General features: G+C 72.9%; 16 protein-coding genes. 7 read left to right on the forward strand and 9 right to left on the reverse strand.

The genetic code is table 11. The features are described 5' to 3' along the window. Nucleotides 1–147 precede the first annotated feature (147 nt). A complete protein-coding gene (locus EES42_RS07465; protein WP_124717223.1) occupies nucleotides 148–744 on the reverse strand; it encodes an ankyrin repeat domain-containing protein in 597 nt (198 codons plus the stop codon). A gap of 45 nt (nucleotides 745–789) precedes the next feature. Then, nucleotides 790–1347 carry a GlcG/HbpS family heme-binding protein gene (locus tag EES42_RS07470; protein ID WP_124717224.1) on the reverse strand — a complete coding sequence of 186 codons (558 nt, stop codon included), beginning with the start codon at nucleotides 1345–1347 and terminating at the stop codon, nucleotides 790–792. A gap of 316 nt (nucleotides 1348–1663) precedes the next feature. Between EES42_RS07470 and EES42_RS07475 the strand changes: the two genes are divergently transcribed. The 3 genes from EES42_RS07475 to EES42_RS07485 all read left to right on the forward strand — a co-directional run bounded on the left by EES42_RS07475 (nucleotide 1664) and on the right by EES42_RS07485 (nucleotide 4186). Further along, entirely contained in the window at nucleotides 1664–2941 is a 1278-nt protein-coding gene (locus EES42_RS07475) for a sensor histidine kinase (RefSeq protein WP_241196302.1), read from the forward strand. Next, a complete protein-coding gene (locus EES42_RS07480) occupies nucleotides 2938–3567 on the forward strand; it encodes a response regulator (protein ID WP_124717225.1) in 630 nt (209 codons plus the stop codon). Before EES42_RS07475 ends, EES42_RS07480 begins: the two co-directional genes overlap by 4 nt. A gap of 121 nt (nucleotides 3568–3688) precedes the next feature. Beyond that, on the forward strand, nucleotides 3689–4186 hold the full coding sequence (locus EES42_RS07485) for a hypothetical protein (protein WP_124717226.1): 498 nt from the start codon (nucleotides 3689–3691) through the stop codon (nucleotides 4184–4186). Between the two features lie 40 nt (nucleotides 4187–4226). Here EES42_RS07485 and EES42_RS07490 read toward each other — a convergent pair whose 3' ends face one another. Next, nucleotides 4227–4910: a pentapeptide repeat-containing protein gene (locus EES42_RS07490; RefSeq protein ID WP_206433386.1), complete on the reverse strand. Its 684-nt coding sequence runs from the start codon at nucleotides 4908–4910 to the stop codon at nucleotides 4227–4229. 93 nt (nucleotides 4911–5003) lie between these two features. After that, a complete protein-coding gene (locus tag EES42_RS07495; protein ID WP_124717227.1) occupies nucleotides 5004–5498 on the reverse strand; it encodes a GNAT family N-acetyltransferase in 495 nt (164 codons plus the stop codon). A 95-nt stretch (nucleotides 5499–5593) separates the two neighbouring features. Here EES42_RS07495 and EES42_RS07500 point away from each other — a divergent pair, with 95 nt between their 5' ends. Together EES42_RS07500 and EES42_RS07505 are read left to right on the forward strand one after the other, a co-directional pair. Continuing rightward, nucleotides 5594–6274 (forward strand): rhomboid-like protein, encoded by a 681-nt coding sequence (locus EES42_RS07500; protein WP_124717228.1) that lies wholly within the window; start codon nucleotides 5594–5596, stop codon nucleotides 6272–6274. A 165-nt stretch (nucleotides 6275–6439) separates the two neighbouring features. Then, the gene (locus EES42_RS07505; protein WP_124717229.1) at nucleotides 6440–7840 is read left to right on the forward strand and encodes an NAD(P)/FAD-dependent oxidoreductase; all 1401 of its coding nucleotides are present in this window, start codon (nucleotides 6440–6442) and stop codon (nucleotides 7838–7840) included. A gap of 79 nt (nucleotides 7841–7919) precedes the next feature. Here EES42_RS07505 and EES42_RS45575 read toward each other — a convergent pair whose 3' ends face one another. The 4 genes from EES42_RS45575 to EES42_RS07520 form a co-directional block, all read right to left on the reverse strand. Next, nucleotides 7920–8564 carry a DUF7507 domain-containing protein gene (locus EES42_RS45575; RefSeq protein WP_206433387.1) on the reverse strand — a complete coding sequence of 215 codons (645 nt, stop codon included), beginning with the start codon at nucleotides 8562–8564 and terminating at the stop codon, nucleotides 7920–7922. Nucleotides 8565–8814: 250 nt separating this feature from the next. Beyond that, nucleotides 8815–8952 carry a hypothetical protein gene (locus EES42_RS44610; protein WP_164495176.1) on the reverse strand — a complete coding sequence of 46 codons (138 nt, stop codon included), beginning with the start codon at nucleotides 8950–8952 and terminating at the stop codon, nucleotides 8815–8817. A 37-nt stretch (nucleotides 8953–8989) separates the two neighbouring features. Continuing rightward, nucleotides 8990–9454 (reverse strand): NUDIX hydrolase, encoded by a 465-nt coding sequence (locus tag EES42_RS07515; protein ID WP_124717230.1) that lies wholly within the window; start codon nucleotides 9452–9454, stop codon nucleotides 8990–8992. 171 nt (nucleotides 9455–9625) lie between these two features. After that, nucleotides 9626–9871 carry a hypothetical protein gene (locus tag EES42_RS07520; protein WP_241196267.1) on the reverse strand — a complete coding sequence of 82 codons (246 nt, stop codon included), beginning with the start codon at nucleotides 9869–9871 and terminating at the stop codon, nucleotides 9626–9628. A gap of 283 nt (nucleotides 9872–10154) precedes the next feature. Here EES42_RS07520 and EES42_RS07530 point away from each other — a divergent pair, with 283 nt between their 5' ends. Both EES42_RS07530 and EES42_RS07535 read left to right on the forward strand, forming a co-directional pair. Further along, entirely contained in the window at nucleotides 10155–11813 is a 1659-nt protein-coding gene (locus EES42_RS07530) for a 5-guanidino-2-oxopentanoate decarboxylase (RefSeq protein ID WP_124717231.1), read from the forward strand. Next, on the forward strand, nucleotides 11810–13036 hold the full coding sequence (locus EES42_RS07535) for a Glu/Leu/Phe/Val dehydrogenase dimerization domain-containing protein (RefSeq protein WP_124717232.1): 1227 nt from the start codon (nucleotides 11810–11812) through the stop codon (nucleotides 13034–13036). Before EES42_RS07530 ends, EES42_RS07535 begins: the two co-directional genes overlap by 4 nt. A gap of 2 nt (nucleotides 13037–13038) precedes the next feature. Here EES42_RS07535 and EES42_RS07540 read toward each other — a convergent pair whose 3' ends face one another. Beyond that, nucleotides 13039–13824: a MerR family transcriptional regulator gene (locus tag EES42_RS07540; RefSeq protein WP_124717233.1), complete on the reverse strand. Its 786-nt coding sequence runs from the start codon at nucleotides 13822–13824 to the stop codon at nucleotides 13039–13041. Between the last annotated feature and the right edge of the window lie 3 nt (nucleotides 13825–13827).

The raw sequence follows: 13827 nt of genomic DNA on the forward strand, positions 1-13827 counted from the left end.
GGGCGGGGGAAGCCGGGGGCGGGGAAGCCGGGGCGCTGCCGGGCGTATTGCCCGGCGTACGGGGCGTGGCCGGGGAGGCCGGGGCGCCGCCCGCGCAGCCCGCGAGGACCGAGCCCGCGGCGAGTGCCACCACCGCGTGGCGCACCTTCACCGGGCGTCCCGCAGCCGTGCGGCGATGTCCGCGAAGCCGCGGCGCTCCGCGTGCTCCAGCGCGGTCGTCCCGTCGCCGTCCGGCAGGTCCACATCGGCACCGGCCGCCAGCAGGAGCTCGATGACCTCCTGGTGCGCGCGGCCGCCGTCGCCGAGGATCACGGCCTCCAGCAGGGCCGTCCAGCCCAGCCGGTTGACGTGGTCGACGTCGATGTCGGTGACCCGGAGCAGCTCCCGTACGTAGGCGGCGTGGCCGCGCTCGCTCGCCGGGATCAGCACGATGCCGCCGAAGCGGTTGCGGAGCTTCAGATCGGGGCCGGCCGGCAGCAGCACGTGCAGCATCCGAACGCTGCCGGTGACCCCGGTCGCCAGCCAGGGGCTCTCCTCGCGCCGGTCCTGGGCGTCGGGGTCCGCACCCGCCCCGACCAGCAGCCGGGCGGCCTCGACGTGGTCGCCGTGGACGGCGAGGAGCAGCGGGGTGCGCAACTCCTCGTCGCGGCAGTCGACCCGGGCGCCGCCCTCGATCGCGGACCGCACCCGGTGGGTGTCACCGGTGCGTGCGGCGTCGAGCAGTTGTCGATCGAGGGCGTTCATCTCGTACTCCTGTTGCGGGGCGTGCTCGACGGGGTGGACTGCCCGCTACCGGGCGAGGGAGGCGACGCCGGCCTGGGCGAACTTCTCGTCCAGGTCGCCCGACGGGGCGCCGGCCACACCGATGCCAGCGATCGGGGCGCCGCTGACCTGGACCGGGGCGCCGCCGGCGAGGAACAGGGTGCCGGGGATGTCCTTCAGGGTGGGGGCGTTGGCCAGGCGCTTGGCGAGCTCGGAGGTGGGGGCGTTCCAGGAGACGGCGGTGAACGCCTTCTTCTGGGCCGCTTCGTAGGACTGCGGGCCGGCGCCGTCGCCGCGCAGGGTGACGACGGTGTTGCCGTTGCGGTCGACGACTGCGACGGAGACCCGCTGGTTCTCCTTCTTCGCGGCGTCGAGGGTCGCCCGGGCGGCCTTGGTGGCGGCGGCCACGGTCAGGTGAGTGGTCTGCTGAAGGTTGTCGTTCGCGGCGTCGGCCTTGACGGCGGCGGCGGGGGCGGCGGCCGGGGTGGAGGCGTTGGCGGACATGGCGCCGAAGGTGCCCGCGCCGAGGGCGGCGACGGCGACGGCACCGGTCAGGACGCGGGTGCGCAGCGACAGCTTCTTCATGGTGGGCTCCTCAGCAGCGGTGGATCAGGGTGTGTGTGGGGCGGTGGACGAGCTTGTTCGGCCCCGGTTCCAATCCTCCGGCCGCGACCGGCACCGCACCGTCGACGGACCGGCTCGACGCCGCACGCGGGACGGTCGACGGCCCCATCAGCCGATCGGCTGATGCGGGGGTGGTCGTCCGGGGTGACCATGGGGACATCCGGGGTGACCATGAGGACATCCGTGCAGCTCGGCGGCGCCGCTGACGGTGAGGAGCGAGAGGTACGACGTGGAGCACCGAAGCCGACCGGCACCCGGCGCGGGCACGGACACGGGCCTGGCCCCGGAAGCGGGCAGAACGCCCGGGAACGCGGTCCGGGACCGGGCCGGCGACCCGGACGCCCGGTGGCTCACGGCTCTGATGCACGCCGCGTTCTTCCTGCTGCTCGGCGCCTCGCTCACCCGCTTCCTGCTGCGCCACCCCGGCGAGGCCCGCACCCCGTGGATCATCGCGCTCTCCGTCGCCATCGCCGTGCTGTACGTGATCGGGCCGGTGCTCGGCTCGCGCCCGACGCCACGCTCGCTGGTGTGGCTGGGGGTACTGGTCGCCGTGTGGATGGTGCTGGTCGTCCTCGCGCCGAGCTTCGCGTGGTGCGCGGTGCCGCTCTTCTTCACCGGGCTGCGCATCCTCCCGCCGCGCGCCGCACTCGCGCTGGTCGCCCTGCTCACGCTGTTCGTCGTGGCCGCCCAACTCCGGCTGGCCGAGGGCTTCGACCCGAATCTGGTGCTCGCCCCGCCCGCCGTCGCGGCGGTCGCCACGGCGGTCTTCGTCCATATGCAGCGCCAGGCCGTGCGCCAGCGCGAACTGTCCGAGCGGCAGCGCGAACTCATCGACGACCTGCTGCGCACCCGCCGCGAACTGGCCGCCACCGAACGCCGCGAGGGAACCCTCGCCGAACGCCAGCGGCTCTCCATGGAGATCCACGACACCCTCGCGCAGGGCCTGTCCAGCCAGCAGATGCTGCTCCAGGCCGCCGACCGCACCTGGGACGCCGACCCGGCGACCGCCCGCCGCCATGTCCGTACGGCCACCGGCATCGCGGAACGCAACCTGGCCGAGGCCCGCCGCTTCGTCCACGACCTCGCGCCGGCCGATCTCGCGGAGGGCGGCGGCCTGGAGGCGGCCCTGCACGCGCTGGCCGCCCGCGAGACGGCGCAGGGGCAGGGGCGGCTCACCGTCCGCTGCCATGTGGAGGGCGAGCGGCACACCGCGCTGCCGGACCGGGTGCAGTCCGCGCTGCTGCGCATCGCACAGGGCGCGCTGGCCAATGTGAAGGAGCACGCGAACGCGACGGAGGCGGCGCTGACGCTGACCCACCTCGACGACCGGGTCGTCCTGGACATCGCCGACAACGGGCAGGGCTTCGTACCCACCGGACGCACCGGGACCGCCGGCAGCGTGCGCGGTCACGGGCTGCCCGCCATCCGGGCCCGGCTGCACCAGCTCGGCGGCACACTGACGATCGAGTCGGTGCCGGGCGAGGGTACGGTGCTGTCCGCCGCCGTCCCCGTCACCGCCACCAGCCCGCCGACCCCCCCGGAGGACCTCGTATGACCGCGACGCCGCCCGTACGCATCCTGCTCTGCGACGACCACGTCGTCGTACGCGCCGGCCTCCTCGCCCTCCTCGGCAGCGAACCGGACATCGAGGTCGTCGGCGAGGCCGGCAGCGGTGAGGAGGCGGTCGCCCTGGCCGCCAAGCTCACCCCGGACGTCGTCCTGATGGACCTCCAGCTCGGCGAGGGCATCGACGGCGTGGAGGCCACCCGCCGCATCGCCGCCACCGGCGTCCACGTGCTGGTTCTCACCACGTACGACACGGACGCCGACATCACCCGGGCCATCGAGGCGGGCGCCACCGGCTATCTGCTGAAGGCCGAGCGCCCCGAGGAGCTCTTCGCCGCGATCCGCTCGGCGGCCCAGGGCCGCACGACGCTGTCCCCGCCGGTGGCCAGCCGGGTCATGGCCCGGATGCGCAAGCCCCTGCCCACCCTCACCGAACGCGAGCTCGACATCCTGGCCCAGCTCTCCCAGGGCCTGGGCAACCGCGACATCGCCCGCGCCCTGTTCATCAGCGAGGCCACGGTCAAGACCCACCTCGGCCGGATCTACGACAAGCTCGGCGTCGACACCCGGGCGGGCGCCGTGGCCGTGGCGAAGGAACAGCGGCTGCTGCCGTAGGGCCCGCAGCCCTCCCGGCGCGGCTGCTGCCGTAGGGCCCGCAGCCTCCCGGCGAGGCTGCTGCCGTGGGGGCCGAAGCCTCCCGGCGCGGGCGCGCCTTCGGGCATGACACCATCGAAGCGTGCTCGACATCGGCTACTCCCTCTCCCGACGCTTCCCCGATCCTCCGCAGACCGACTACCGCCGCGCGGACGTCCACGCCCTGCGGCACGATCTGTTCTCCGGGGACGTCTACCTCGCGGACACCAAGGAGGACCGCGAGGTGTCCACCGCCTGGGGATGGGTGCCGGTGCTCGACTTCGCGTGGGCGCTGTGCGACATCGTCGAGCAGATCGACCAGGACCCGCGCGGCAACCGCTCGCACCGACAGCAGTTCGCCGAGCTGGACTTCACCGAGTCGTCCGACCGGATGCTCTTCGAGCGCCGCTTCGGCTGGGTCGACGTCGAGGCCGACTGGATGCCCGGCGAGGAGCCCCCGCTCACCTTCAGCCACTCGCTGCTGCGCCGCGAGGCCCGCGACTTCCTGCACGACCTGATCGCCGACCTCGCCGACATGCACGAGGGTCTCGCCGACAACCCCGTGATCTGGGACCTCCAGGCCCGCTTCCCCCGTATCTGAACCCCGTATCCGGACCCCGCGTCCGGGTCGGCCCGGCGGGCTATGCCTCCACCCGCACCCCGATCTGCGCCGCGAACGCCGGCGCCAGCTCCATCAGCTGCGCCGGGCTGATCACCGCACCGGCCAGCCGCTCCACCCCACGCGCGATGTCCAGCTCGGCGACCGTGCGCAGGTCCACCGACTCCATCCGTACGGAGCTGAAGTCGGCCCGCTTCAGCACACAGTCGCGGAACTCCACCCGCACCAGCTGCGCGTCCCCGAAATCCGGCTCGGACAGCACACAGCCCTCGAAGACCACGTCCTTCAGCCGCGCCTTCCGCAGATTCAGGTAGTCGATCTTCCCGCCGCGCACCAGCACCCGCTCCAGCACCGCACCGTGCAGCTGCACCCCGCCCAGCCGTGCGTCCACCACCTCCACATCGCGCAGCGACGCCCCTGCGAGATCGGTGCCCACGCCCCGTACGCCAGTCAGCACCGAATCGATGAAACGGGCCCTGACCAGCTCCGTACGGTCAATCGCGCAGCCGTCCAGCGCGCAGTCCATGAACCGGGCCCCCGGACCCGACTCGTCCGCGAGATCGGCCCCGTCGAACCGCACACCGTCGTAGTCGCCGTCCGGCTCCAGCCCTCCCCCGTCGTACGGAACGAGCGGTGGGAGCCGCACCTGGGGCCGCCGGGCCGCCGCGATGGTGTCCGTCTTCCTGCTGCTGTTGCTGCGTGCCATGCCCTCCATCGTGACCCATGCCACTGACAACGCCCCCGGGCCGCTCCGCAGGCGAAGCGCCCGGCAGCTTCACGGACAGGGAGCAGCCTGGTCTCAAGCAGACGTGCGGCCGCCGGACGCACCGCCCAGCTCCGCCAACGCCCCGTCCGTCAGCCGGTACACCGTCCACTCGTCCTGCGGCCGCGCGCCCAGCGACTCGTAGAACGCGATGGACGGGGCGTTCCAGTTCAGCACCGACCACTCCAGACGCCCGTAGCCCCGCTCCGCACAGATCCGTGCCAGCTCGGCCAGCAGCGCCTTCCCGTGCCCGCCGCCGCGCCGCTCCGGACGCACGTACAGGTCCTCCAGGTAGATCCCGTGCACCCCGCGCCAGGTCGAGAAGTTCAGGAACCACAGCGCGAACCCGGCCACCTCGCCGTCGTCGGACTCCGCGATGTGCGCGTACGCGGCGGGCCGCTCGCCGAACAGCGCTTCATGCAGCTGCTCCTCGGTGGCCTCGGCCTCGTGCAGGGCCTTCTCGTATTCGGCCAGCTCACGAACCATGGCGTGGATGACGGGGACATCGGCGGGGGCAGCGGTACGAATCATGGGGGCAGCGTAAGCACCGGCCCGTACGCCGCCGACCCCGCCCCGTCCGGAATGTCGATCACGCCGACGACCACCGGGCCGTGCGTCAATCGGATATGACTCCGAGCAGCCCCGCACCGCCCACCCGGCAACGCACCACCGCCGGCTCGTGGCCCCGCAGCGTCGGATCATGGATCCGCAGCGCGCCCGGCACGTACATCTGGCTGGTCGCGCTCTTCGTCACCACGGTCATCGTCCACCAGATGTCACCGGACTTCGAAGAGGACTTCCTGCGCCAGCGCTCGACCAACATCCACGAGCTCACCCAGGACCCGCTGCGCGTCCTGGCCACCAGCGCGTTCTGGATCGACGGCGGCCGCTGGATCCCGTACGCCGTGCTGTACACCGTCTTCCACGCCCCCGCCGAGCGCTGGCTCGGCACCCTGCGCTGGCTCGCCGTCGTCGTACTGGCGCACGTCCTCGCCTCCCTCGTCAGCGAAGGCGTACTGGCCTGGGCGATCCGGCACGGGCACGTGCCCTGGTCGGCGGCGAACACCCTCGATGTCGGCGTCAGTTACGCGCTCGCGGGGGTCATCGCCGTGCTCACGTACCGCATCCCGCAGCCCTGGCGGTACGTGTACCTCTTCGCCGTACTCGTCTTCTACGGCATCCCGCTCGTCACCGGCCGCTCCTTCACCGACCTCGGCCACTTCACCGCCGTGCTCATCGGCCTCGCCTGTTACCCGCTGACACCGGCCAGGCCCCGGCACAGGACGGAAGCACCGAAGGCGCAGTAACGTCCCGGCACAGGACGGAAGCACCGAAGGCGCAGTAACGTCCCGCCGCAGGACAACGCAGTGAAAGCCGGGGACATCCCAGAGCCAGGGAAACCCCAGAGCCAGGAACACCCCAGAGCCAGGCCACACACCACAGGGCTTCACACCGGACAAAGCAGGGGCAACATGAGCACCGTCAGCACAGTCAACGGCGGCATATCGTTCTGGTACGCGGACCAAGGCACCCCGCTCGCCCGGGAGCCGCTGCCCGGCGACGCCACCGCCGATATCTGCATCGTCGGGGGCGGATACACCGGCCTGTGGACCGCCTACTACCTCAAGAAGGCCGTCCCCTTCCTCAACATCACCGTGCTGGAAGCCAAGTTCTGCGGATACGGCGCCTCCGGGCGCAACGGCGGCTGGCTCTACAACGGCATCGCGGGCCGTGACCGTTACGCGAAACTCCACGGCCACGAGGCGGCCGTCCGGCTCCAGCAGGCGATGAACGAGACGGTCGACGAGGTCGTCCGAGTGGCCGCCGAGGAGGACATCGACGCCGACATCCATCGGGGTGGCGTCCTCGAAGTCGCCTACACGCCCGCGCAGCTGGCCAGGCTCAAGGACTTCCACTCCGTCGAGATCGCCTTCGGCGAGACCGACCGCGTCCTGCGCGGCGCCCGCGAGACCTGCGAACGCGTCAACATCACGGGAGCCGTCGGCTCCAGCTGGACCCCGCACGGCGCCCGGCTGCACCCGGTCAAGCTCGTCAAGGGGCTCGCCGCGACCGTCGAGGCGCTCGGCGTCACCATCCACGAGTCGACACCCGTCACGGAGATCAAGCCCAAGCACGCGCACACCCCGTACGGCACCGTCCGCGCCCCGTACATCCTGCGCTGCACCGAGGGCTTCACCGCGAACCTCAAGGGCCAGCGGCGCACCTGGCTCCCCATGAACTCCTCGATGATCGCCACCGAACCGCTCCCCCGGTCCGTCTGGGACACCATCGGCTGGGACGGCCGCGAGACCCTCGGCGACATGGCCCACGCCTACATGTACGCCCAGCGCACCGCCGACGACCGCATCGCGCTCGGCGGCCGGGGCGTCCCCTACCGCTTCGGCTCGGGCACCGACAACGACGGCCGCACCCAGCCCGCCACCATCGAGGCCCTCCGCGACATCCTCGTCCGCCTCTTCCCCACCACCGCGGGTGCCCGCATCGACCACGCCTGGTCCGGGGTCCTCGGCGTCCCCCGCGACTGGTGCGCCACCGTCACCCTCGACCGCTCCACCGGGCTCGGCTGGGCGGGCGGCTACGTCGGCTCCGGCGTCGCCACCACCAACCTCGCCGCCCGCACCCTGCGCGACCTGATCCAGCAGGACTCCGGCCAGTCGGGGCCCACCGAACTGACCGCCCTCCCCTGGGTCGGCCACAAGGTCCGCCGCTGGGAACCGGAACCCTTCCGCTGGCTCGGCGTCCACAGCATGTACGCGGCCTACCGCGCCGCCGACCGCCGCGAACTCACCTCCCCGCGCCCCGGCACGGACCCCGTCGCGAAGGCCGCGGACCGGCTGGCCGGCCGCCACTGACCGGAAGCACGGACGGGCACCCGCCACCGGTTGGTGACGGGTGCCCGTGGTTCGTTCGGTCAGCTCCGAGGGAGCCGTGTCACTTCATGTGGCAGATGCTCTTGCCGTGACACGGCTTGGGCTTCGGCTTCGGCTTGCACTTCTTGTCGTGCTTGTCGTGCTTGTCGTGGCACGGCTTGGGCTTCGGCTTCGGCTTGGGCTTCGGCTTCGGCTTGCACTTCTTGTCGTACTTGTCGTGCTTGTCGTGGCACGGCTTGGGCTTCGGCTTGCACTTCTTGTCGTGCTTGCTGTCGCACGGCTTCTTCGCGTCCTTCGCGACAGAGATGCAGGCCTGGTCCTGGTTCGACCGCACGGTCCCGTTCTCGGCGGTGGCCACCGCCCGGTTGACGACCTCACCGCGCCGGGCGTCGGCGGCCGTGACCCGGTAGGTGCCGGTACAGGTGGTGCTGTCACCGGACCGCCCGGCGGGGGCGAGAGTGGTCGCCTCGCAGGTCACACCGGTCACCCGGTCGTCGGTGACCGAGACCCCCGTCAGCTCCTGCGAACCGGTGTTGGTGACGGTGTACGCGTACGTCACCTCGTCGCCCACCTCGTACTTGTGCGAGTCGTCCACCGTCTTCGTCAGCAGCAGCCCCGGCTCGGTCTCGGCCTCGGTCCGCAGCCGGACGCTGTCCGGCTCCGACTCCACCTCCCGGGAGCCGGACCGCCCGTGCGCGGCGGCCATGTTGACGACCGTCCCCCGCGCGGCGTCCGCCCTCCCACCGGCGTACGCATCCGAGTTACGGCCATCGGCCGGCCGTGGACCTCGGGGACTGCGGGGACTGCGGGGACTCCGGGGACGGGCGAACGGCGGAACGAGGGGCCGGGGGCCGGGGGCACGCACCGGACCGGTGATCCGCCAGTACCTCCCCGATCGCGTGCCGCGAGCGGGGCGGCGAGCCGGGGATCCGTGTGCCGGCAGCAGGGCAACTGGATCAACGCGACGAGCAGGCCGCAGGTGGGGTCACCGCGTCGGTGTCGATCGCCCCCGCCGGCGCGGCGATCGCGTGCAGGGCGGTGACGAACCCGGCCGGGTCGACGGCGACGCGGCGTGGACCGGCGATGCGCTCCACGTCTCGCCCGCCCCAGCGGCCCGTTCCGGCGCCCGCCTCAGCGGCCCGTCCCCGTGCCCGGCCGCTGCCCGTCCCCCCGTGCGCCGATCATGCCGAGTGCGTCGATCGTGGCCGGGGAGAGCATCGAGTCGTCCAGTCCGGCCAACGGCACCCAGGCGACGGCGCTCGTCGAGTCATCGGTCCTGGTGACGGCCGGCGGGCCGGGCCTGAGCTCGACACGGTAGAAGAGCCCCACCAGATTCCAGTCGCTCCCGAGCCGGTGGGCCGTGTACGCCCGCGCGTCCACCAGCCGGGCGTCGAGGAGTTCGAGGCCGGTCTCCTCGTACAGCTCGCGCTCCAATGTCTCCCGCGGCTGCTCACCCGGGTCGATCCCGCCACCGGGCAGGTGCCAGAGGCCGGGCTCGAAGACCGGGGAGGCCGCGGAGAGCCGGGTCAGCAGCAACTGCTCCTGCACGGTGGCGATCGCGTACGCAGATACGCGCGGACGGACATGGCTTTCCACGGTTCCTCCGGTCTCCGAGCCCTCGAACTGTCCCGGTCGGACTGCACGTTAAGCGAATCCGCCCGCCCTGGTGCGGCCGCGCGTCGCCTTCTTCCCAGACACAACGCGTGACGGCCGGTGTGCGGACGCCCTCAAGGGTGGGGCACCCGCACACCGGCCGTCCCGCCGGAATCAGGCGACGAGCCCGGGCTCCTCCTCCGCCGGAGCCGCGGCGGTCCCGGACTCGGCGCCGGGCTCGGGCCGGGTGTCGCGCATGACCAGGGCGGCCAGGACCGCGGCCGCGAGAACCTTGATCGCGCTGATGGTGAAGGGGGTCGACATCGAGGAGGTGAAGACGTCCCGGGCGGCCCGGATCAGGCCGGCTTCATCGCCCGCCTCCTGCCCGCCGCCCAGCAGGCCGCGGCCGAACACGACCACCTCGCCGACTCCTTCGCCACCCCTTCGGACACCGACCCCGAGGAGATCCGCGACGCGAAGTTCACCTACGGCCTGGAGGTCGTCCTGGACGGACTGGCGATGCGACTCCCGCCCCGGTAGCAACCCCGGCAACCGACCCGACCGCCACCCCGACGACCACCCCGGCAACGACCTCCGACAACTGAACAAAGGTTCAGTACCCGCGTGCATTGACACAGGCGGCCCCCACTCCAAATACTGACTACTCATTCAGTAAGGAGCCTGTGCAGTGCCTGGAGCCACCATGTCGGATTCCCTCGCCGACCCCACCGCCCCCACTCTGACCACCGGCGGGGAAGCCCTGGTCCGGGCGCTCGCCGCACACGGCGTGACCAGGGCGTTCGGCATCCCCGGCACCCACAACCTGGAGATCTACCGGCACCTGGCCGCGCACCGGATCGAGCACCTCAACCCCCGCCACGAGCAGGGCGCGGGCTACGCCGCCGACGCCTACGCCCGGGTCAGCGGCCGGCCCGGCGTGGCGATCACCACCACCGGACCGGCCCTGCTGAACATCGCGGCCGCCGTGGGCCAGGCGTACTCCGACAGCGTCCCGCTGCTCGTCGTCTCACCGGGCATGCCGCTGCGCCACCCCCGGCAGTCGACCGGCCTGCTGCACGAGATGCGCAGCCAGACCGAGGCGCTGCGGGGCATCGCGGCCGTCAGCCACCGGGTGTCCTCGGTCGAGGAGATCGGCGTGGCGGTCGCCCGCGCCTTCACCCTCTTCCGTTCGGGGCGCCCCCGCCCCGTGCACATCGAGGTCCCGCTGGACCTGCTCACCGCCGCGGAACCGGCCGGCCCGGTACGCACCGCCCCGCCGGCCTCCCCCGCGACGGCGGACCCGGACGCCCTCGCGGCGGCCGCCGAGGCACTGCGCTCGGCCGCCCGGCCCGTGATCATGCTCGGCGGCGGTGCGCGCGGCGCCGCCGACGAGTGCCTGCGGCTGGCCGAGAAACTGGGCGCCCCCGTGGTGACCTCCGCCAACGGCAAGGGGATCGTCGCGGAGACCCACCCGCTGTCGCTCGGCGTCTCGCTGCACAGCGGGGCCGTCCGGCGCCGGCTGGCCGAGTGCGACGTGCTGCTCGCCGTCGGCACGGAACTCGCCGAGTCCGACCTGTGGGAGCCCCTGCCCGCGCTCCCCGGCACGCTCGTCCGGGCCGACATCGATCCGGCCCAGATGTACGCGGGACCACCTGCGGACATCCCCCTGCTCGGCGACGCCCGCCACACCGTGCGCGCCCTCCTCGACGCCCTGCCGAGCGTCCCGGCGCCCGCCACCGACACCGTTCACCGGGCCGTCGCCGCACTGCGCGAGGAACGGAACGCCGAGACCCGCAGCGAGGACGCGCCCCTGCTGCCGTACCTGGCGGCCATCAGGGCGGTGCTCCCGGCGGACGCGGTGCTCACCTCCGACAGCGCCCAGTGCTGCTACTACGGCGCGATCCCGCACCTGCCCGTCGCCCCGGAGGGCCGCTATCTGCACCCGACGGGCTTCGGCACGCTCGGCTACGCGCTGCCCGCCGCCATCGGCGCGAAGACCGCGGACCCCGCCCGTCCGGTCGTCGCCCTGAGCGGCGACGGCGGCCTCCAGTTCTCCGTACAGGAACTGGCCACCGCCGTACAGCTGCGACTCCCCCTTCCGGTCGTGGTCTTCGACAACGGCGGCTACGGCGAGATCCGCGACGAGATGGTGTCCCGCGGCGACCACCCCACCGCGGTCGACCTGCCGCCGGTCGACCTGCCCGCCCTGGCCCGCGCCTACGGCGGCCACGGCGTACGGGCCGACTCGCCCGAGGCGCTCGCCGGGGCACTGCGCCACGCCCTGAACACCCCCGGCCCCACCCTCATCACCGTCCCCCTCACCCCCGCCCCCGTCCCCGCCTCCGAGGAGCTCCCCCGATGACCGCCTCCGCCAACGCCTCCACCACCACCCCTCCCCTGATCTCCCTCACCTGGACCGACCAGGAGACCGGACGCCAGGGGCACCTGGTCATCGACCGCCTGGTGCGCGGCGTCTCCAGCGGCGGACTGCGGATGCGCTCCGGCTGCACGCTGGAGGAGGTCACCGGCCTGGCCCGCGGCATGACGATGAAGGAGGCACTGCACTACGACCCGCAGGGCCGCTACATCCCGCTGGGCGGCGCCAAGGGCGGCATCGACTGCGACCCCCGCGACCCCGCCGCCTACGGCGTCCTCGTCCGCTACCTGCGCGCCGTACGCCCCTACATCGAGCACTTCTGGACCACCGGCGAGGACCTCGGCCTCACCCAGGACCTGGTCGACCGGGCGGCCGCCGAGGCGGGCCTGGTCTCGTCCATCCAGGCGGTCTACCCGCTCCTGGACGACGAGGAGGCCGCCCGGCGGCGCCTCGCCGACGCGTTCGCCATCGACGTGGACGGCATCGGCCTGGACGAGCTGGTCGGCGGCTGCGGCGTCGCCGAATCGGTGCTCACCGCCCTGGACCGGGCCGGCGTCGCCCACCGGGACACCCGCGTCGCGGTGCAGGGCCTCGGCACCATGGGCGGCGCCACCGCCCGCTTCCTGGCCCGCGCCGGGCTGCGCGTCGTCGCCGTCGCCGACATCAAGGGCACCATCGCCAACCCCGCGGGCCTGGACGTCGAGGCACTGCTCGCCGCCCGCGACGGCCACGGCACCGTGGACCGCGCCGCCCTGCGCGCCGAGGACCGCGAACTCCCGGCCGACGCCTGGCTGACCGCCGACGCCGAGGTCCTGGTGCCGGCCGCCGTCTCGTACGCCGTGGACGCCGCCAACCAGGCGGGCATCACCGCCCGTTGGATCGTCGAGGCCGCCAACATGCCGGTGGTTCCGGAGGCGGAGACGCTGCTGGCCGCCCGCGGCATCACCGTACTGCCGGACGTCGTCGTCAACTCCGGTACGAACGCCTGGTGGTGGTGGACCCTGTTCGGTGACATCGGCGCCGACGCCGACGAGGCGTTCGCCTACACCCGCCGGTCGATGCGCGCCCTGGTCGACCAGATGCTGGCCCGCGCCGAGGCCGGGAACAGCACCCCCCGGGCCGCCGCACACGCCCTGGCCGCCGACCGGCTCCCGGTCGTCACCGAACGCTTCGGACAGTTCCGCGAACAGTCCGCATACGCCAACTGAGGTCAGCGGGGGCGCGGTCCGGGGATACGGACGCCTGCGGCGCGGAGCCTGGCCTCGACGAGCGTGGCCAGCCGGGCCGCCGCAGGCGCCTCTTCCTCACCGTGACGGGCGATCATCTCGTACCGGGTCGCGGACTCGGTACGGGCCTGCAGGCCGGTCACGATCTTGAGCTGTGCGGGGCTGGCGAGATAGTGGTCGGCCATGGCGGTGGCGAGTTCGGCGATGCGGGGGTCATCGGGCTCCCAGGCCGCGCATTCGGCGGCGCGCTTGCTCAGGGCGACGAACCGGGGGTCCCGCAGGGCGTGTTCGACATGGGCGAGGTGGTCGTCGAAGCCCTCGGGAACCAGGGCCCTGGCGAGCACCAGGCCCTCCCGGGCGGCCGCCACCTCCTCCGCGGTGAAGCCGAGGCCGGGCATCCGCTCCAGCAGTGCCACGGCACGGTCGGGCAGCAGCGCCCGGTTGCCGTCGCCGAACCGGTGCAGCGTGTCGCGCCTAGCAGCCAACTCCTCTATCCGTTCGGTGAGTTGCCGTTCGACATCGACGAGCGCGGCGGCGAACCGCGCGGCGTCGGCATCGAGCAGCTCCCCGATCTCGGCCAGCGGGACCCCGGCGGCGGCCAGCGTGCGGGCCTGCACCAGTCGCAGCAAGTCGGCCGAGCCGTAGCGTCGATAGCCGGAGCTGTCGCGCTCCGGCTCCTCGACCAGGCCGAGCTTGTGGTAGTGCCGCACCGTCTTCACCGTGACGCCGACGAAGGCCGCCGCCTGCCCGATCGTGACTCCATTGCTCATCCG

Source organism: Streptomyces sp. ADI95-17, assembly GCF_003846175.1.
Taxonomy (GTDB): Bacteria; Actinomycetota; Actinomycetes; order Streptomycetales; family Streptomycetaceae; genus Streptomyces; species Streptomyces sanglieri.